The sequence below is a fragment of the Pseudonocardia sp. EV170527-09 genome (genome assembly GCF_008369905.1).
Lineage (GTDB): Bacteria > Actinomycetota > Actinomycetes > Mycobacteriales > Pseudonocardiaceae > Pseudonocardia.
Genome location: NZ_VRMC01000042.1, coordinates 1 through 18,719, shown reverse-complemented (window position 1 = coordinate 18,719; position 18,719 = coordinate 1). Strand labels below are relative to the sequence as shown.

General features: G+C 73.7%; 15 protein-coding genes. 2 read left to right on the top strand and 13 right to left on the bottom strand.

Features of this window, described 5'->3' with window-relative positions:
• Positions 1–96 precede the first annotated feature (96 nt).
• Positions 97–912 carry a SigB/SigF/SigG family RNA polymerase sigma factor gene (locus tag FVA95_RS14820; RefSeq protein ID WP_149664762.1) on the bottom strand — a complete coding sequence of 272 codons (816 nt, stop codon included), beginning with the start codon at positions 910–912 and terminating at the stop codon, positions 97–99.
• Positions 913–1,070: 158 nt separating this feature from the next.
• On the opposite strand from FVA95_RS14820, the gene FVA95_RS14815 reads away from it, so the two are divergent.
• Positions 1,071–1,502, top strand: coding sequence for an ATP-binding protein (locus FVA95_RS14815; RefSeq protein WP_149664761.1), 432 nt, complete (start codon positions 1,071–1,073; stop codon positions 1,500–1,502).
• Between the two features lie 137 nt (positions 1,503–1,639).
• Here FVA95_RS14815 and FVA95_RS30855 read toward each other — a convergent pair whose 3' ends face one another.
• From FVA95_RS30855 to FVA95_RS14800, 4 genes are all read right to left on the bottom strand, one after another.
• Positions 1,640–1,789 carry a hypothetical protein gene (locus FVA95_RS30855; protein WP_158071455.1) on the bottom strand — a complete coding sequence of 50 codons (150 nt, stop codon included), beginning with the start codon at positions 1,787–1,789 and terminating at the stop codon, positions 1,640–1,642.
• A 94-nt stretch (positions 1,790–1,883) separates the two neighbouring features.
• Positions 1,884–3,293, bottom strand: a complete 1,410-nt coding sequence (pntB, locus tag FVA95_RS14810; protein ID WP_149664760.1) for a Re/Si-specific NAD(P)(+) transhydrogenase subunit beta — start codon at positions 3,291–3,293, stop codon at positions 1,884–1,886.
• A 3-nt stretch (positions 3,294–3,296) separates the two neighbouring features.
• Complete coding sequence (locus tag FVA95_RS14805; RefSeq protein ID WP_149664786.1) at positions 3,297–4,823, bottom strand: Re/Si-specific NAD(P)(+) transhydrogenase subunit alpha; 1,527 nt, start codon at positions 4,821–4,823, stop codon at positions 3,297–3,299.
• A gap of 313 nt (positions 4,824–5,136) precedes the next feature.
• Entirely contained in the window at positions 5,137–5,856 is a 720-nt protein-coding gene (locus tag FVA95_RS14800) for an SDR family oxidoreductase (protein ID WP_075312290.1), read from the bottom strand.
• Between the two features lie 102 nt (positions 5,857–5,958).
• On the opposite strand from FVA95_RS14800, the gene FVA95_RS14795 reads away from it, so the two are divergent.
• A complete protein-coding gene (locus tag FVA95_RS14795) occupies positions 5,959–6,783 on the top strand; it encodes a helix-turn-helix domain-containing protein (RefSeq protein WP_149664759.1) in 825 nt (274 codons plus the stop codon).
• A 152-nt stretch (positions 6,784–6,935) separates the two neighbouring features.
• Here the strand turns inward: FVA95_RS14795 and FVA95_RS14790 are convergent, their stop codons facing one another.
• The 8 genes from FVA95_RS14790 to FVA95_RS14755 all read right to left on the bottom strand — a co-directional run.
• Entirely contained in the window at positions 6,936–8,003 is a 1,068-nt protein-coding gene (locus FVA95_RS14790; RefSeq protein WP_149664758.1) for a Rieske 2Fe-2S domain-containing protein, read from the bottom strand.
• Positions 8,004–8,031: 28 nt separating this feature from the next.
• Positions 8,032–8,817: a class I SAM-dependent methyltransferase gene (locus FVA95_RS14785; RefSeq protein WP_149664757.1), complete on the bottom strand. Its 786-nt coding sequence runs from the start codon at positions 8,815–8,817 to the stop codon at positions 8,032–8,034.
• Positions 8,814–10,169, bottom strand: coding sequence for a cytochrome P450 (locus tag FVA95_RS14780; protein WP_149664756.1), 1,356 nt, complete (start codon positions 10,167–10,169; stop codon positions 8,814–8,816). The genes FVA95_RS14785 and FVA95_RS14780 overlap by 4 nt, the downstream gene beginning before the upstream one ends.
• 28 nt (positions 10,170–10,197) lie before the next feature.
• Positions 10,198–11,409, bottom strand: coding sequence for a cytochrome P450 (locus FVA95_RS14775; RefSeq protein WP_149664755.1), 1,212 nt, complete (start codon positions 11,407–11,409; stop codon positions 10,198–10,200).
• The gene (locus FVA95_RS14770) at positions 11,406–12,398 is read right to left on the bottom strand and encodes a 3-oxoacyl-[acyl-carrier-protein] synthase III C-terminal domain-containing protein (RefSeq protein ID WP_149664754.1); all 993 of its coding nucleotides are present in this window, start codon (positions 12,396–12,398) and stop codon (positions 11,406–11,408) included. Before FVA95_RS14770 ends, FVA95_RS14775 begins: the two co-directional genes overlap by 4 nt.
• Before the next feature lie 10 nt (positions 12,399–12,408).
• Positions 12,409–18,174 carry an SDR family oxidoreductase gene (locus FVA95_RS14765; RefSeq protein ID WP_149664753.1) on the bottom strand — a complete coding sequence of 1,922 codons (5,766 nt, stop codon included), beginning with the start codon at positions 18,172–18,174 and terminating at the stop codon, positions 12,409–12,411.
• Positions 18,171–18,359, bottom strand: a complete 189-nt coding sequence (locus tag FVA95_RS14760; protein ID WP_149664752.1) for a hypothetical protein — start codon at positions 18,357–18,359, stop codon at positions 18,171–18,173. The genes FVA95_RS14765 and FVA95_RS14760 overlap by 4 nt, the downstream gene beginning before the upstream one ends.
• A partial coding sequence (locus FVA95_RS14755) for a transposase (protein ID WP_193564271.1) occupies positions 18,328–18,719 on the bottom strand: 392 nt, incomplete at its 5' end. The genes FVA95_RS14760 and FVA95_RS14755, both read right to left, overlap by 32 nt.

The window sequence follows — 18,719 nt, the reverse complement described above, 5'->3', positions numbered from 1 at the left end:
TGGGGAAACGCCCAGGTGACGGCGAGGTGATTCCGACCGGCCCGGCCGCCCCGGTCGGACCATCACGGGCACCTGATCGTCGTAGCGGGACGGCGGTCAGCCCGCTTCGGGGACCCCGTCGTGCTGGTCCTGGTCGTCGGCGAGGTGACCGCGCAGGGTCACCAGGGCCCGGGCGAGCAGCCGCGACACGTGCATCTGCGACAGCCCCACCTGGGCGGCGATCTGGGTCTGGGTCTGGTTGCCGAAGAACCGCAGCATCAGGATGGTCCGCTCCCGCTCGGGGAGCTTGCGCAGGGCCGGGCGCAGCGACTCGCGGGCCTCGACCGCGTCCATCCCGGCGTCGATGCCCCCGACGATCTCGCCGAGCGGGTTGTCGGTGTCGCCGACGAGCTTGTCGAGCGAGTCCGACCGGTAGGAGTCCTGGGCCTGCAGCCCCTCGATGACCTCCTCCCGGCTGATGTCGAGGTGCTCGGCGAGCTCGGAGACCTTCGGTGCGCGGCCGTGCCGCGAGGCCAGCTCCTCCTGGGCGCGGGTCATGCGGCTCTGGATGTCCTTGAGCCGCCGCGGCACCCGCATCGACCAGGTGCGGTCGCGGAAGTACCGGCGGATCTCCCCGGTGATCGTGGGGACGGCGTAGGCCAGGAACGGGGTGCCCTGCTCCGGGTCGAACCGGTCCAGCGCGTTGAGCAGACCGATCGCGCCGACCTGCTCCAGGTCCTCGACGGGCTCGCCGCGGTGCCGGTAGCGCCCGGCGATGTGCCGGACCACCGGGTGGAAGCCCTGTGCCAGCTCGGAGCGCAGCCGCTCCCGTTCCGGGTCCTCGGGGCCGGCGGCCGCGAAGGCACGGAGAGGCTCGACGAGGTGGGTGTACTCGTCGGGGCGGGCGTCCGCGTCCGTACTCGGCTCAGCCATGCCGTCTCCGCGGCCGGCAATGATCGACTGCCATCACCGATCGACGGTAGGCCGCGGGCCGCGGGCCCGCACGTCGAACTTCGCGTGACCTGGTCGACATTTTCGATCGGCGGTCACTCCGATGAGTTGCACGACGATGTGGTGGGTACTGCTTTCCCATGCCCCCGACTCTGCGTGTCGAGCTGCCCGTCGAACCCGCGTCGGCCGGTCGCTCCCGCCGGGAGACCGGCAGGTGGCTCACATCGCTGTGCGGGACCGACGAGCAGTGCCCGACCGTGCAGGACCTCGTCCTCGCGGTGAACGAGGCCGTGTCCAACTGCATCGAGCACGCCTACGGGGCCGCGGGCTCGGAGGGCCCCGCGACGGTCCTGCTGCACGGCGAGACCGACGGGCACCGGGTGCGGATGGAGGTCAGCGACCGCGGGTGCTGGCGCGACCCGCCCACCGACCCCGGCCACCGAGGACGGGGCATCGGGATGATCGAGGCGGTCGCGGAGGACGTGCGGGTGGAGCCGGGTCCGGACGGGACCACCGTGACGTTCCGGGGCAGGATCGGTCGCTGCCCGGGGTTGTGCACCCCCGCGTCCTGAGACGCCCGGGGCCCACGACGGGCCCCGCAACGACAGGCCCGCAACGACAGGGTCGCCGCACCCCACGCCCGAGGGCGGGTGACGGCGACCGGTTCTCATCGGGCCCGATCCGTCGCGGACCGGGCGGTGGGGTCAGGTCAGTCCCACATGGCGGTCGACGGGTCGTCGGACCGGTGGCCGCGGTGGCCCCCGCGAGCGACCGGGGTGTAGCGCCCGTCGTGCCGGGCCTGCTCGCTCTCGGGGTGGGGCCAGGTCTCGTTCGCGTGCTGCGTGCTGCTCTCACTCATGGTCACAGGGTGCCCACCGGACGTTCCGGGCAAGCGGAGCGCAGGAGTCGGCTCGGTAACACCTGCGCCCCGCCCGGGTGAAGACGCCCGACGGTCAGCCGGTCTTCGCGAGGCTCTTGATCGAGGCGAGGATGTCCTGCACGCGCTCCTTGGCGTCGCCGAACAGCATCTGGGTGTTGTCCCGGAAGAAGAGCGGGTTCTGGACGCCCGCGTAGCCGGTGGCCATCGACCGCTTGAAGACGATCACGTCCTTGGCGTCCCACACCCGCAGCACCGGCATCCCGGCGATCGGCGAGCCCGGGTCCTCCGACGCGGCCGGGTTCACCGTGTCGTTGGCGCCGATCACCAGCACGACGTCGGTCTCGGCGAGGTCGTCGTTGATCTCGTCCATCTCCAGGACGATGTCGTAGGGCACCTGGGCCTCGGCCAGCAGCACGTTCATGTGGCCGGGCAGCCGGCCCGCGACCGGGTGGACACCGAAGCGCACGTTCACGCCGGCGTCGCGCAGTGACCGGGTCAGCTCCGCCACCGGGTACTGGGCCTGGGCGACCGCCATGCCGTAGCCGGGCGTGATCACGACGCTCTCGGCGTTCGCGAGCAGCTCGGCGACGCCGTCGGCGTCGATCTCGCGGTGCTCGCCCTCCACCGCTGCGGCCGCCGAGGAGGTGGCCCCGAAGCCGCCCGCGATGACCGAGATGAACGACCGGTTCATCGCCTTGCACATGATGTAGGACAGGTAGGCACCGGAGGACCCGACGAGCGCACCGGTGATGATCAGCAGGTCGTTGCCGAGCAGGAAGCCCGCCGCCGCAGCGGCCCATCCGGAGTAGGAGTTCAGCATCGACACCACGACCGGCATGTCACCACCGCCGATCGAGGCGACCAGGTGCAGGCCCAGCAGCAGCGCCAGCACCGTGAGCACGGCCAGGATCCACATCTGCGGCGTGATGACGAAGAACACCGTCAGCACCGCGAACGCCACGAGCGCACCGAGGTTGAGGACGTTCTTGCCGGGCAGCATCAGCGGCGCCGACCTGATCTTCGCCGACAGCTTCAGGTAGGCGATCACCGAGCCGGTGAAGGTCACCGCCCCGATGAACACCCCGACCGCGACCTCGGCGTGGTGGATCCCCAGCAGCGGGCTCTCCAGCCGCAGGTGCCCGGCCTCGACCTCCAGGAAGCCGTTCCAGCCGACCAGCACCGCGGCGAGACCGACGAAGCTGTGCATGAGCGCGATGAGCTCGGGCATGCCCGTCATCTCGACGACGCGTGCCCGCCAGAGCCCGATCGCCGCACCGACGACGACGGCCACGAGCAACAGCGCGACGCCGAGCCCGGACGCCTGCCCCAGCGCGACGACCGCGGTGGCGACCAGGGCGATGGTCATGCCGGTGATGCCGAACAGCACACCGGACTTGGCGGTCTCGTGCCTCGACAGCCCGGCGAGGCTGATCACGAACAGGATGGCGGCGATCAGGTACGCCGCAGTGGTCCACGTCTGCACGGCTCAGCTCCTCGTGAACATCTGCAGCATGCGGCGGGTCACCGCGAAGCCACCGACGATGTTGATGGCGGCGAGCAGCACCGCGACCGCGGCGAGCCCGATGACCAGGGCGTCGCCGCCGGTGCCGATCTGCAGGATCGCGCCGACGACGATGATCCCGGAGATCGCGTTCGTGACCGACATCAGCGGCGTGTGCAGCGCGTGGTGCACGTTGCCGATGACGTAGAAGCCGATGACGATCGCCAGCACGAACACCGTGAGGTGCCCTGCGAGCTCGGGCGGGGCCAGCGCCGTGACCGCGAACAGCGCCACCGCGCCGACGATCCCGGCGGCGAGCCCTGCGTAGGGGGACCGTGGCTTCTCCGGCTCCGTCGCCACGGGCTCGGCGGCCGGTTGGGCCGCGGGCGCCGCACTCACCTTCACCTCGGGCGGGGGCCAGAGCGTCTCCCCCGCATGCGCGATCGTGATGCCACGGATCACCGTGTCGTCCAGGTCGAGCGCGAGCCGCCCGTCCTTCTCCGGGGTCATCAGCTTGAGCAGGTTCAGCACGTTCGTGCCGTAGAGCTGCGACGCCTGCGCGGGCAACCGGGCGGCGAGGTCGGTGTAGCCGATGATGGTCACGCCGTGGTCGGTGACGACGGCCTCGCCGGCCATCGAGCCCCCCACGTTGCCGCCCTGCGAGGCCGCCATGTCGACGACCACGCTGCCCGGGCGCATCGACGCCACGTCCGCGGCGGTGATCAGCTTCGGCGCGGGCCGCCCCGGGATCAGCGCGGTGGTGATGATGATGTCGCAGTCCGCGGCCTGCTCGGAGTAGATCTCGGCCGCGCGCTTGTCGTAGTCCGCCGAGGTCGCCTTGGCGTAGCCGTCGGTGGACGCCTCCTGCTCCACCTCGACGGCCAGGTACTCCCCGCCGAGCGACCGCACCTGGTCGGCGACCTCGGAGCGCGGGTCGGTGGCCCGCACGACCGCGCCCAGGCTGTTGGCCGCGGCGATGGCGGCGAGCCCGGCGACGCCCGCCCCGGCCACGAGCACCTTCGCCGGCGGGACCTTGCCCGCGGCGGTGACCTGACCGGTGAAGAACCGGCCGAACACGTGGGCCGCCTCGATCACCGCCCGGTAGCCCGCGATGTTCGCCATCGACGACAGCACGTCCATCGACTGGGCCCGCGAGATGCGGGGCACCGCGTCCATCGACAGGGCGGTGACGCCCTGGGCGGCGAGCGCGGCCGTACGTTCCTCCTCGAAGCGCGGCGCGAGCATCGCGATCAGCACGGAGCCCTCGCGCAGCTTGCCGATCTCGTCGGGCTGCGGGGCGTTGATGCGCACCACGACGTCGGCGTCCCAGACGGGGCCGTCGGCGACGTCGGCGCCCGCCTCGACGTAGGCCTCGTCGGTGAACCCGGCCCGGGCACCGGCCCCGGACTCGACGGTGACGGCGTAGCCGAGCCCGACCACCTTCGCGACGGTCTCGGGGCTCATCGCCACACGCGTCTCGGGCTCGGACTCCGCGGCCACACCGATCCGCATCGCCGGACCCGACGGCTCAGGGCTGTCGCTCATGCACTCTCCTCGATCTTGCGCGCATCGTCGCTCGCACCGGTCGTGGGTCTTTCGGAAGGTAATGCCGGAAGCGGGCGCGTGCAGTCACGACTACGTCACAGGCCGGACCGGTACCCCGGCGAGGCACGGCTGACGTGGGCGGCAGCGTAGCGCCGGGAGGAAGCTCGCCGCCCCTCCGATGTGCTGGGCGGGGGAACGTGGACCCGGTCCCGGCGCCGCCGGCGCGCGACCGCGACGCGGGCGGCACCGGGCCGGCGCGGGCCCGAGCCGGGGCGAGCGGTCAGCGCTGACGGGCGGGCCGCACCACGATCTCGTTGACGTCGACGTCCTCGGGCTGGGCGAGGGCGAAGGACACCGCGCGGGCGATGGCATCGGGGTCGATCGCGTGGGCGCGGTAGGTGCGCATCCCGCCCGCGGCGTCCGGATCGGAGATCGAGTCCGCGAGCTCGGACGTGACCACGCCGGGGGTCAGGGTGGTCACGCGGATCGAGGGGTCGCTCTCCAGGCGGAGGCCCTCGGTGATCGCCCACGCCGCGTACTTCGTGCCCGAGTACACCGCCGCCGTCGGGACGACCTGGTGCGCGCCGATGCTCGCGGTCGTGACGAAGTGCCCGCCACCCTGCTCGGTGAACACCGGCAGGGCCGCGGCGATGCCGTGCAGCAGACCGCGCAGGTTCACGTCGACCATCCGGTCCCACTCGTCGACGAGCAGGGCGTCGAGCCGGGACAGCGGCATCACGCCCGCGTTGTTCACCAGGACGTCCACCCGGCCGTGCCGTTCCCGGGCGGAGTCGACGAACGCCCGGACGTCGTCGCGGTCGGTCACGTCGACGCGCACGGCCTCCACCGCGCCCTCCGCGCTGTCGGCCAGCGCGGCGAGCCGGTCCGTACGGCGCGCCCCGGCCACGACGACGTGTCCCTCGCCCGCGAGCCGGCGCACCACCGCCTCCCCGATCCCACTGCTGGCCCCCGTCACCAAGATGATCTTCTGTGTGGTCATGGGCCCACCGTCGCCGGTGCGCGCCCGCACCGGCAGGCCCCGGTCGTCCGTGGGTGTGCCACACCCACCCACGGCCGCGCCGGACCTCCTACCGTGTGCGGCATGGCTTCGGAGCTCGGCGCGTACCTCGCCACCCGGCGCGCCCGGATCACCCCGGCTGCGGTCGGTCTGCCCTCGGCGGGGCTACGCCGGGTCCCCGGGCTGCGCCGGGAGGAGGTCGCGATGCTCGCCGGGATGAGCGTGGACTACTACGTCCGCCTGGAGCAGGGGCGCGAGCGACGCCCGTCGGCGGAGGTCCTCGAGTCGCTGTCGACGGTCCTGCAGCTCGACACCGACGAGCGCTCGCACCTGTTCGCCCTCGCTGGGTCCACACCCAGGAAGGCCACGGCCGTCGCGACGGACCGGGTGGACCCCGCGCTGCGGCAGCTGATGGACGCGTGGCCGGACAACCCGGCGCTGGTCCACAACCGGGCCTACGACGTCCTGGCGACCAACGAGATCGCCGATGCGCTCTTCGGCGGCTGGTCGTTCTCGCGGAACCTGATGGAGATCGTGTTCTGCGACCCGGCCGCCCGCAGCTTCTACGTCGACCGGGACGACGTCGCGGCGAACACCGTCGCGGGGTTGCGACTCCACCACGGCCGTGACCCGGAGGACCCACGGATCAGGGCGGTCCTGCGCCGGCTGCTCTCGAGCGGCCCGGAGTTCGAGGCGCTGTGGGCGGCACACGATGCGCGGGGGAAGTCGCTGGAGCGCAAGCGCCTCCGGCATCCCCGGGTGGGGCCGCTGACCCTGACCGTGCAGACCTTCGACGTCCGCTCGGCCCCCGGCCAGCAGCTCGTCGTCTACCACGGTGAGCCGGGTCCCTCCGGCGACGCCCTGCGGTTGCTCGGGTCGCTGGCCGCCACGGAGCGGGCACGCGGCTGAGGCGGCTCCCCGCTCGACGTCGTCCCCCGGCCCCGGCGGGCCCGCTGTTCCGCCCGTGACGGCCGACCCCGCCCGTCGCAGGAGGGACACCGACCGGCCCATCGAGGCGGAGCCGCCCCGACCGCAGGCGGGCGCCGGGCCGGTCGGCCGGGTCAGGTCCGGGGCGGGGCCACCGGAACGTCCCCGCCGGCCGGAGCGGAGTAGAACTGCCGGGCCCACCGCCGGTAGCGGCCGACGGGCCCGTCACCGGGGGCGAGCTTCGGGTGCTCGACGTAGATCTGGTGGTTCCACACCGGGAAGTCGGGAGCGGCGTCCCGGAGGGTGATGTGGTGCGCCAGGCGGCTGAACAGCTGCGAGAGCGGGTCGGTGATCAGCCGGCCCAGGACGTCGGGCACGAACGGGACCTTCTCCAGCGCCACGGTGGCGCCCAGGCGCAGGTGGAGCCTGCCCGGCGCCGTGGGGGTCGCGTGCAGCAGGACGTACATGTCACCGAGCGGGCCGAGCCGCGCCACGGCCGCCAACGTCGAGAGGCCGACGACGGTCAGCTCGTAGGACGCGCTGGGGACCAAAGCCCGCCCGCCCGCGGTCACCGGGATCGTGCAGGTGGGCTCCCCGATCACCGGATCGGCGTCGATGGTGAGCCCGCTCAGGCCGTGCAGCTGGGTGAGGTGCCCGAAGTCGAACGCGTTCTCGACGATCATCTGCGGATGGCCCGCGAGGTCGACCGTGGTGTGCCGGAAGACGCTGGGCCGCGGGCCGTGCAGGGCGGGCACCTCCCAGGTCGGCGGCTCTCCCAGCGCATGCCGCCACACGTAGACGGAGCTGTTCACCTCGCACACGTCGTACCGCGTCAGCGCGGCCTTCGGTGGCTGCAGCCCGTAGCCGGTCGCCACGCAGGTCCCGCTCGTGTCGAAGGCGAACCGGTGGAACGGGCAGACGATGTTCTCGCCCTCGACCGCGCCGCCCGCCCCCAGATGTGCTCCCAGGTGCGGGCAGTAGGGCCGCACGGCCCGCAGCACTCCCCCGCGGGTGCGGTAGAGCACCACCTCCTCCCCCATCAGCGTGCGGGTGAGGACGCCACCGGGCGGGAGCTCGTCGGAGAAGGCGAGGCAGAACCAGCCGTCGGGATAGGGCAGCGCGGTCGCGGTGGCGGTCGCGGTCAGCGCATCGGCGCGGGCGGGACCGGAGTCGTCGTGGACGTAGCGGGTGAGACCGGACATCGCAGGTCCTCCGTGGTGGTGGGGGTGCTCACGGGCGGGGCCGCCGGCCCCAGGCGGAGATCAGCAGGAACGGCAGGTCGGCATGCCCGGGGTCGTCGAGCAGGGCGAGGCAGTCGGAGATGTCGTCGTCGGAGACGAGATCGTGCTCGCGCAGCAGCGGGCCGAACTGCGCCAGCGAGACACGCACGAGGCTGGTGGCGTTGCCGGTCGACCCCACGACGCCGGGGGTGCAGAGCACGCCGACCTCCACCAGCCCGGCTTCGGCGAGCATCAGCGGCAGGCCGGTGGCCCACCCGATGTCGGCGCCCATCCGGCCGGACGCGAGCCGGGAGAGCCCCTCCAGGCAGCGGTGGAAGGCGGTGCGGCTGCCGCCGGGCGGCGTGATGCGGAGCGTGGCGTCGACGGAGACCCACCCGCCCGGCGCGGTCCACCCCACCATCCTGGCCAGCGCGGCGGCCCGGTCGGGCAGGTGCTCCAGCAGGGCGCGGGCGTGCACGAGGTCGAACGAGGCGGCCGGGAAGTCGTCGTGCAGGACGTCGTGCCGCAACGGCGTCAGGTTCGCGACGTCGGTCGGGAGCAGGGTGGTGTCGAGATCGGTGACCACCACCTCGCCCGGCGCACAGCGCCGGGCCAGCCAGCGCCCCACCGACCCGGTCCCCCCGCCGAGCTCCAGGCACCGCCAGCCGGGCATCGGGTCCAGTCCGTCGAGGGCCCGTCGGGAACCTGCGTCGGCGAACTCCTCGTGGGCCCGGAGTCTGCGCAGCTCCAGCGGCTCGTCGTGGTCGAGGTGACCCGCTCCGTAGCCCGCCGTCATGCCGGGCACCCGGCCCCTGCCGAGGGCTCGCCGACCGCCGGTGCGGCGTCCCGTGCCACGACCCGCAGGGTCAGGCCGCGTGCGGTGATGGTGGCCTCCACCGCGGGCCGGAACGGCTCCGGTGAGAGCGGCTCGACGCGCCAGCGCCGGAGGACCGCGTGCAACGCGGTGACCATCTCGGTCATTGCGAAGCGGTCGCCGATGCACTTGCGGGCCCCGGCGCCGAAGGGGAGGTAGGCACTGCGGTCGGGAGCCCGGCCGACCCACCGGCCGGGATCGAACCGATCGGGGTCGCGGTAGAGGTCACCGCGGTGCTGGATCAGGTACGGGCTGACGGCCACCACGGTCCCGCGCGGCAGCTCGACCCCGCCCAGCTCGGTGTCCGCGGTCAGGGTGCGGGTGAACAGCCACGCGGGCGGGAACAGCCGCAGGGTCTCGGTGAGGACCCGGCCGGTGACACCGTCGAGCGGCGGCGGCCGGACTCCGTCCGCTGCCCGCGCCTCCGCCGTGACCTGCTCCTGCACGTCGGGGTGGGTGGCCAGCAGGTGCAGCGCCCACGCGAGCGTGTTCGCGGCGGTCTCGGTGCCGCCGATGAAGAACGTGAGCACCTGGTCGGCCAGCTCGGCATCGGTGAGGGTCGCGCCGTCGTCCACCGCCCCCAGCAGCGAGGACATGAGGTCGCCGTGATCGGTGGGGTCGGCGCGGCGGTTCGCCACGATCGTCGCGACGACGTCGAGGAGCCGCGCGCGGGCCTCGTCGAACCGGCGGTTGAACGGGATGGGCAGCCGGCTCAGCAGCGGCGGCGTGAGCATCCGCCGGAACACACCCCGCACGAGCGTCGTCGTGTCGTCGATGCTCCGGTCGACCACATCCGCGGGCAGCTCACCACTGAAGATCGTCTCCATGGTCGCGCGGGCAGTGAGAGTCATCATCTCGCGGGTGACGTCGAGGTGCTGCCCGGTGTGCCACGCGCTGCTGCTCGCCTCGGCCGTCGCGGCGAACACCTCGGCGTAGCCGGGGAACCGGTCGTTCTGGAACGAGGGCTGGCACAACCGCCGCTGCCGGCGGTGGCTGCTGTGCGGACAGGTCGACAGGCCGTTGCCGGCGACCTCGCGGATCCGCTCGATCACCGGGCCCTCCTTGTCGTAGGTGCGGTCGTCGAGCAGGACCTGGCGGGTCACGTCCGGGTCGCAGGCCATCACGACCGAGAAGGGGCCCAGACGGATCCGCGCCAGCGGCCCGAGCGCGGGCAGCGACGAGGTGAACGCGAGCGCGTCCCGCAGCAGCGGCACCGCGTGGCCCAGCACCGGCAGCGCGCCGGGTGCGAGCGGGATCGACGGGGGGCGGGGCATGGTCACCTCGTTGTCTCGGAGGGTCCGGTCACCACGTGACGGGCAGGTCGTGGACGCCGTAGATCAGGCCGTCGTGCTTGAACCGCACCTCGGACGGCTCGACGGCGAGGCGCAGGGTGGGGATGCGGCGGTAGAGCGTGCCGTAGACGACCTGCAGCTCGACCCGCACGAGCGGCTGCCCCAGGCACTGGTGCGGGCCGAAGCCGAACGCGACGTGGTGCCGGGCGTCGCGGCGGATGTCGAGCCGCTCGGCGTCGGGGAAGGCCTCGGGGTCGCGGTTGCCGACGTCGTTGGGCAGCACGATGCCGTCGCCGGCGCGGACCGTGGTCCCGTCGGGGAGCTCGATGTCGGCCAGCGCCACCCGGCGCCGCGCGGAGTGCACGATGGGCAGGTACCGCAGGAGCTCCTCGGTCGCGCCCACCACCAGCGCGGGGTCCTCGGTGGTGCGCAACGCCGCGAGCTGCTCGGGGTGGCCGAGCAGCGCGAGCGTGCCCAGCGCGATCATGTTGGCCGTGGTCTCGTGACCGGCGACGAGGATCAGCAGGAGCATCGACGCCAGCTCGGACGAGGTCAGCTCCCCAGTTGCGACGTGCCGGGCCGCCATCCGCGACAGGATGTCCTCGGCCGGGTCGGTGAGCCGCCGCGCGATCAGGTCCTCCAGGTACCCGACCAGCCCGCGCTGCGCCGCGAGCACCTGCTCCACCGTCGAGTACCGGTGGATGAGCACGTGGCTCGACCGCTGGAAGAACTCGTGGTCGGCGTAGGGCACCCCGAGCAACTCGCAGATCACCATCGTCGGCACGGGCAGTGCGAAGGCCGTGACGAGGTCGACGGGACGCGGTCCGTCGAGGATCGCGTCGATCCGCTCGTCGACGATCCGCCGGATCGTGGGCCGGAGGGCCTCGACCCGCCGTACGGCGAACGGGCTTGTCAGCATCCGGCGCAGCCGCCGGTGCTCCGGATCGTCCATGGTGATGAAGGAGCGCGCGTCGGCGTGGCGTGCCTTGATCCCTGCCGTGACGTGCGGATAGCCGTCGTGGGTGGGGTCGGCGCTGACCCGCGGGTCGCTGAGCAGCTCGCGCTGCAGCGCGTGTCCGGTGACGAACCACGGCGTACTGCCGTCCCAGATGCGGACCCGGCCGACCGGTCCGCGCGCATGCAGTCCGAGCAGCTCCGGCGGCGGGTCGAACGGGCAGCCGGCCGCACGCGGCAGGGGGAACTCGGGGATCGGGGCGGTCATGCCGCGGTCCGTCCGGGGACGGGCGCGGTGATCTCCAGGACCGCGGCGGTCCAGCGGAACCCGAGCCCGAAGCTCACCACGAGCACGCGGTCGCCGGGCACGACAGTCCCGCCGCGGAGCAGCCGGTCGACGGCCAGCAGCAGGTCGCACGGTCCGGCATGGGCGACGTGGCGTCCGAACGTCCAGCTCGTGCCGGCCGCACGGGCGTGCAACGGTGGCCCCGAGAGCAGGACGTCCAGTACCGCCGACCCGATCGCGACGACGGCGATGTGCGCGACGTCCGCCGGTCCGAGACCGGCCTCGTCCAGCACCTGCTCGACGCAGGAGCGCGTGGCCTCCTGCAGGGAGGTGACGTGCGGGGCGAGCCCCGTCTCCTCGACCGCCATGCGCCGGCCCGTCGCCCCGCCCGCCACGCCGGCCGCGGCCCTGCTCATCTCCTCCAGACGGGGCACCGCGGCGTGGGCGGTCGCCACCAGCCGGGCCCGGCCCGGCGCGCGGGTGAGCACCGCGGCCCCGCCCGCGTCACCGGCAAGGTAGCCGATCTCGTGGACGAAGTCCCAGCGTTCGGCGGGGAAGCGGGACCCCGCGGTGACCATCGCCGCCCGTGCGTCCGGCCGTGCGGTGAGGTGCTCGGCCGCCGTGACCAGCGCGGCCGCACCGCCGTCACTCGCGGCGCCGATCTCCATCCCCGTCGCCACCGTGGTGCCCAGGGCGCGCAGCAGGTAGGGCGAGGGGGTGTAGTGGTCGACGTCCTGGAAGCTCGCGTGCACGAGCAGGCTCAGGTCGGAGCCGACGGCACCGGCGTGCCGCAGGGCCTTCAGCGCCGCGCGTGCCGCCATCCCGACGGCCGTGTCGCCCGTGGCCACGGCGGCGGAGCCGAACCCGTTGGCGTCGGCCGCCGAGGGGGTGTCCGGCCGGGCACCTGCCCGCGGCCGGATGGGCGGGATCCACGACCCGCTGCCCGCGATGTTCACGTCGGACCAGAGCACGAGTGCCTCCTCAGGCAGGGACGGGCCGGTGGTCGTCGGCTCCCGGACGGACCAGGCGCCCCGGTTCGCTGCTCGAGAAGGCGGTGACGCCGCGGACCCGGACCAGCACCCGGTCGTCGGCGGCCGCGGTGAGCACTCCGGACGCGGTGTCGTGGCCGAGCCGGACGACCGGGTGGCGAGCGGCGAGGTCGCAGTCGTTGCCGGCACACCCCAGATCGACCTCGGCGATACCGGCGAGGGGGCCCGGCACCGGTGGTTCGCCCTCGGCCCCGTCCCGCGGCACGAGCAGCAGGTGGGCGAGCGCGTCGATCAGGATCGAGGGCACCGTCGTCCCGCCGAGCTCGGCCGAGAACCCCGCGTGGTCGAACGAGAACAGTGCACTCGTCCCGTCCGGCCCGTGGGCGTGGGCCGAGGTCCCGGCGAACGGCCCGCTCAGCGCCAGTACGGGATGTCCGTCGTAGATCGGCATCCGGAACCCCGGGACGGGGGTGTGCGCCCGCAGGTCCGGCGCCGGGCCGAGGTGGGGGCGGACCGGGGCGAGCAGGACGTCCGTCTCGTAGCAGAGGTCGCCGAACCGGAGCACCTTCCCGGTCGCGCTGACCCGGTTCGTCGTGACCCGGACCGAGACCCGGGCCCCGGCGGGATCCTCGGTGGTCACCCGCGCGGAGACCGTGACGGTGCGGGGAGGACCGTCGGGCCGCACCGTCACCGAGGCGTGGCAGGCGAGGTCACGGAAACCGGTGACGACCATGTCCGGCCGCAGCCGGGTCGCGGCGGCCGCGGCGGCCTCGAGCGCGAACGTGCCGGGGAGCACGACGGCGCCGTTGACCCGGTGGTGGCGCATCCACCGCCCGTCCCGCTCGTCGAGCGTGCGGGGGTCCCACGTCTTCGTCGCGACCACCCAGGACCGGCCCTCCATCGTGATGCCGTCGAGGAGCGGCGAGGCCGGTTCCGGACCCGGTACGGCGGGGGGCGGGACGTCGGGGGGCGGCATCGGCGAGGCGTCCGGTCCGATGCCCCGGCGGGCGAGCATGGCCCGTTCCGGCCCGCGCAGGAAGAACGTCAGTCCGTTCGCCGGCGGGTGGGCCAGCGACGAGAGGAACTGCGCGCACCCCTGGGCCGGCGTGATGTAGGCGTCCATGTTGTTGCGCCGCAGCGTCTCCTCCATGGCGACGCCGCTGGCCACGCCGACGTCCTTCCAGCCGCTCCAGAGGATCGCGATCTCCCGGTGCCCCGTGGGCAGGTCCCGGTCGGCGGCGGCCGTGGCGTACTCGAGATAGGAGTTCACCGCGCAGTAGTCGACGTCGCCGGGCGCCGGCGCGACCGTGGCGAGGGTGCTGAAGGTGGCGAGGATCGTCGGTGGTCGTCCGGCGAGGGCGTGCTTCAGGTTGCGGTAGCCGGTGGCCTTCGTGGCCCGCACGGCCCGGAAGTCGGCGAGCGCCTTGGCGTGCAGCGCGCGGGGACGCAGGTCGAGCACGGCGTTCACCACGAGGTCGACGCGGCCGTGCCGGTCGTGGATCTCGTCGAGGACGGCGGTGGTGGCCTCGCCGTCGAGTACGTCGCAGACGCGGTGGTGCACGCGGTCGGGACCGCAGACCTCGGCGAGCCGCCGCAGTGTCGCCCGTACCTCCCGGGCGGCGTCGAGACGGTCGTACCGCGCCTTGAGCTCGCGCAGGCTCAGCTCGGGATGCAGGTGTCGCTGCTCGGCGATGAACTCCGCCTGGGGTGCCGGCTCGGTAGGCGGGCCGTCCGGGACCGGGGTGCGGCCGATCAGGTAGACGTGCGGCCGCTCGACGCGGACGGCGAGCGCGTGCAGCAGCTCCGGCGTGATCCCGCGTGCGCCGCCGAACGCGACGACGACCGAGCCCGGGGCCAGCGAGGTCCCGCCCGGGCCGGCGGGCACGCCGTCCGGGCAGACGTCCATCCGGGCCCAGCTCCCGTCCCCGCGGGCCGCGACCGTGTGCAGCGGACCGGCGTCGCCGCTCGCGCGGGCCAGCTGGTGCAGCGCGGTCAGCGCGTCGGGCTCCGCGGTGAGCAGCGCGGCTCCCCCGCACTGGGTGATCTCGGCGCGGACCGAGCGGACGAACCCGGTGAACAGACCGGCGAGCGGGTGCGGACGGTCGCCGGGCAGGGCGTCGAGCAGCGCGGCGCCGACGGTTCCGCCGTTGCGCAGGGCCGGGAGCAGGGCCTGGGTCGTGGTCAGGAGCAGGTCCTGCAGCGTCTCGGCGCGCAGCGCGTCGGTGGGGGCGTCAGCGCGGTCGGTGAACCGCGTCAGTACCCGCACGTGGGCCGGGACGAACGGGAGCTCCGCGAGCGCGCCGGCCGCGTCCTCCGCGGCGACGGCGTCGGTCGTCCACACGGCGACGTCGACGCAGCCCTCCAGCGCGGCCACGACGTCCGTGGAGTCGGTGACGACGACGGTGCCCGGCGGAACCGGGTGCGGCGGGGTCGCCCCGGTCGGGACGGGTATGTCGACGAGGTCCACCGTGCCCCGGGTACCGATGTCGGGTTCCGGTGCGTCGACGGGCCGTACACCGGTGAAGCGCAGGCCCGGTGTGGCCGGGTCGCTCGCGCCGACGATCGTCTCGCGGCCGGTGACGACACCGTGCAGCAGCGCGAACAGCGCGTCGACGGCGAGGTAGGTGCGATCGGGCGCCGGGGGCGCGGGCGGCACCGCCGCCGGACCGGCCGTCGCGACCGTTCCCAGGATCGGCAGACCGTGGTGCTCGGCGGTCGAGCGCCGGGCCAGTGCCACGACGGCGGCGCCCTCCGCGATCGTCGCCCCGTCCGGTACGAGCGGACCGAGATGTCCGTCCCAGCCCCGGACCGGTGCCACACTCACGGCCCCCACCAGCGCCAGCTCGCAGGCCCCGTGGCGGAGCTGACGCATCGCGAGGTCGAGTGCGGCGGTGCCGGAATCCCGGTGGTCGTAGACGGCGACGCCGAATCCCTGCAGGTCGTCGTAGTTGGTCACCCGGCCGGCCGCGATGCAGGAGACGGCACCGGTGAAGTCGTCCTCGCTGATGTCGGGAGCGGACGCGTCGACGGCGGCGGCGAGCCGCTCACGCAGCGTCGCGACCATGCCGGGGTCGGGCAGCAGCCCGAGCGCGTCGGCGCACTCAGCGGCGTGCACCCGCACGGCCATCCGGGTGGCGTGCCTGCTGGGCAGCGCCGACCCGATCAGCAGCGCGGTGTCGGGACGCAGGTCAGCGGCCGCGTCGCCCAGCTGCGCCAGCAGCGGGTCCACCGCCTGCAGCATCATCAGGTGACTCGGGTCCATGTGCGCGGTGGTGCGCGGCGGGATCCGCACCTCACGCGGCGACGGGACGGGGTACGGCTCACCGAACCCGGCCGAGGGACCGGGCCCGGTACCCGCCAGCCAGGCAGCGGTCGCGTCGCGGTCGGAGCCGGGCAGGTGTGTGTTCCAGCCGACGACGACGAGGTCCTCCGGGATCGCCCTGGCGGGCCGCGGGGTCGGGACGCGGTCGGCCAGCACGGCGTGCGCGTCGGCGCCACCGAGCCCGAGCCCGAACGACGAGACGCCGACGACACGTGGCCGGTCCGAGGGCCGCCAGTCGACCTCGGTGACGGGCACCCCGAGCCGTTCCTCCCCGTCCAGCAGCGCGTGCGGGACGATCCGGTCCGTCTGGGCCGGGATCGTCCCGTGCTCGATCGCGGTGAGCGCGTGCGCCACCGAGACGAGCCCCGCGAGCACACCGGTGTGGCCGAAGACCTGCTTGTTGGAGGTGAGCAGGCAGGTGCGCGGGCCCTGCCCGAGCCGCGCCAGCAGGGCTCGGACCTCGACCTCGTCACCGGTCGGTGTGCCGGTGCCGTGGGCCACGACCCAGTCGAGGTCGTCGGCTCCGACACCGGCGTCGGACCAGGCGCGGGAGATCGCCAGTTCCTGACCGCGTTCGGCCGGGGCGTGGATGCCCTTGCCCCGGCCGTCGGCGGCCAGGCCGGTGCCGAGCACCAGCCCCAGGATCTCGTCGCCGTCCGCCACGGCCCTCGCGTGGGTCTTCAGCACGAGCGCCACCGCACCCTCGGCGAGCAGCGTCCCGTCCGCGTCCCGGTCGAACGGGCGCACCCGGCCGCTGGGGGTGATGCCCTGGGCCTTGCAGAACAGGGTCAGCAGGGTCGGCTCGGCCACCGAGGTGCCGCCGGCGAGCGCCACGTCGCAGGAGCCCTCCCGCAGTGCCTTCACGGCGGCGTCGAGCACGTAGAGGCCGCTGGCGCAGGCTGCATCGAGCGTGAGGTGGCGGGCGTCGTCGGGCACGAGCCCGCCGAGTGCCACCCGTGAGACGGACGCGGGCTGGTGCATGAGCGGGTCGGCACCGCTGCCGGAGTAGTGGGCGAGCACCGCGTGCTCGGCCATCTCACCGAGCCAGTCACCGTCCGGGTCGGCTGCCGTGGCCCCGCGGAGCATGCTCGCGTACTGCGCCCCCAGCACCGGGGCCCGGTCGCCGAGCCCGATGTGGTCGTGCGCTCCCGTGGTGACGGCGAGCCACCGGTCACCCGCTCCGCGGCGCACGCCGTCGAGTGCCTGGACGGCGCAGTGCCGCAACCAGCGCGCGGTCGGTGCCACCCCGGGGTGGTCGCGCAGTCCGTGTGGCTCGCTGAGCGAGCGCGGATCCGGGACGAAGCCGGTGAGATAGCCGGCCCGGCGGGCGTGGAAGCGGTCGGGCACCGTGGGGTCGGAGGCGTGGAAGTGCTCGAGCGCGAAGCCGGTCGGTTCGCTCGCCTGCAGCGTGGCCTCGCGCAGCCGGTCCCACAGCTCGCGACGGTCGTTCGCGCCGGGCAGCGCCACCCCGATCCCGACGACGGCGACGGCGTCGTCGTCGGCAGCGACGGTGTCGGTGCGGGGCTCCTCGGAGGGGGACCCGGCCACGGTCTCCGCCGGCTCGGGGTCCCCGCTCGGCGGTCCGGCGGGTGCGGGCGACGTCCCCCGGACGGGAGCGGCGTGCGCGGCGAGGTTGCTGTGCAGCTGGAGCGTCTGCATCCCGGTGAGGCCGATGCCGCCGTCGGCGACGAGGGTCTGCCCGGTGACGAACCCGGCGTGCGGGTGCAGGAAGTGGCAGATCAGGTCGGCCGCGTCCGGCGTCGAGATCGTGCGCCGGAGCAGCCGCTCGTCGTCGGAGCGGTCACCGATCGTGTCCGGGTCGGCGAGTGACCTCACGATGTCGCTCGCCACCGAGCCCAGCAGGACCGTGTTCACCCGGATCCCCCGCGGGGCCAGCTCCAGCGCCAGGTAGCGGACCAGCGACTCGGCGGCCGCCTTCGTCACGCCCCCGGGCCCGTAGCCGGGCACCGGCAGGTGGGAGCCCACGGCGGACAGGCACAGCACCGCCGCGCCCGGACGGCCGTCCATCAGCTCGGCCGCCCGCCGCGCGCAGTGGTATGGCCCCATCACGTTGGTGCGCCAGGCCCGTTCCCAGTAGACGTCGTCGACGTCGAGCAGCGGGAGGAAGGCGCCGGCCGCGGCGTTGTTCACCAGGATGTCGAGGCCACCGTGCCGCTCCCGGACGAGGTCGAACATCCGGTCCACCTCGGCGGTCTTGGCCACCGAGGCGCGGATGAACTCGCAGGAACGGCCTGCGGCACACAGCTCCGCCTCCAGCTCCCGGGCTGCCTCGACCGAGTGGAAGTAGTTGACGATCACGTGCGCGCCCCGGCGGGCCAGGCTCCGCACGATGTCGGCACCCAGACTGCGTGCCGCGCCGGTGACCAGCGCGATCCGCCCCGTCAGGTCGTCCGGGGAGCCCTCGTGCCCGTTCACGCAGCCTCGCCGACCGCTCCGCCGGCCACGACGGCGTCCGCGATGCGCCGCAGTGAGCCGAAGCCCAGCAACGAGGCGTTCGAGCGCAGGTCGGGCAGGTTGAACAGGTCCGCGACCGGGTCTGTAACGAGAACGGTGGTTCCGGCGATGTTGTCAGTAGTGCTCGGCGCCCGGCCAGCGGTCACCGAAAGTGATGGCGAAGGCGTTGAGGACTGGCTTCCAGCGCATCATCCATCGGGTGTGGCCTCGTCCGGTCGGGTCGAGGCTGCGGGTGACAAGGTACAGACATTTCATCGCGGCCTGCTCGCTGGGGAAATGCCCTCGCGCTCGGACCGCTCGCCGGTAGCGGGCGTTCAACGATTCGATCGCGTTCGTCGTACAGATCACCCTCCGGACCTCGATGTCGTAGTCGAGGAACGGCACGAACTCGGTCCAGGCGTTACGCCACAAACGTATCATCGCCGGATAGGCTCGCCCCCACTCGTCATCGAGATCATCCAGCGCGGCTGCAGCGGCATCGGCGGTGGACGCGGTGTAAATAGCTC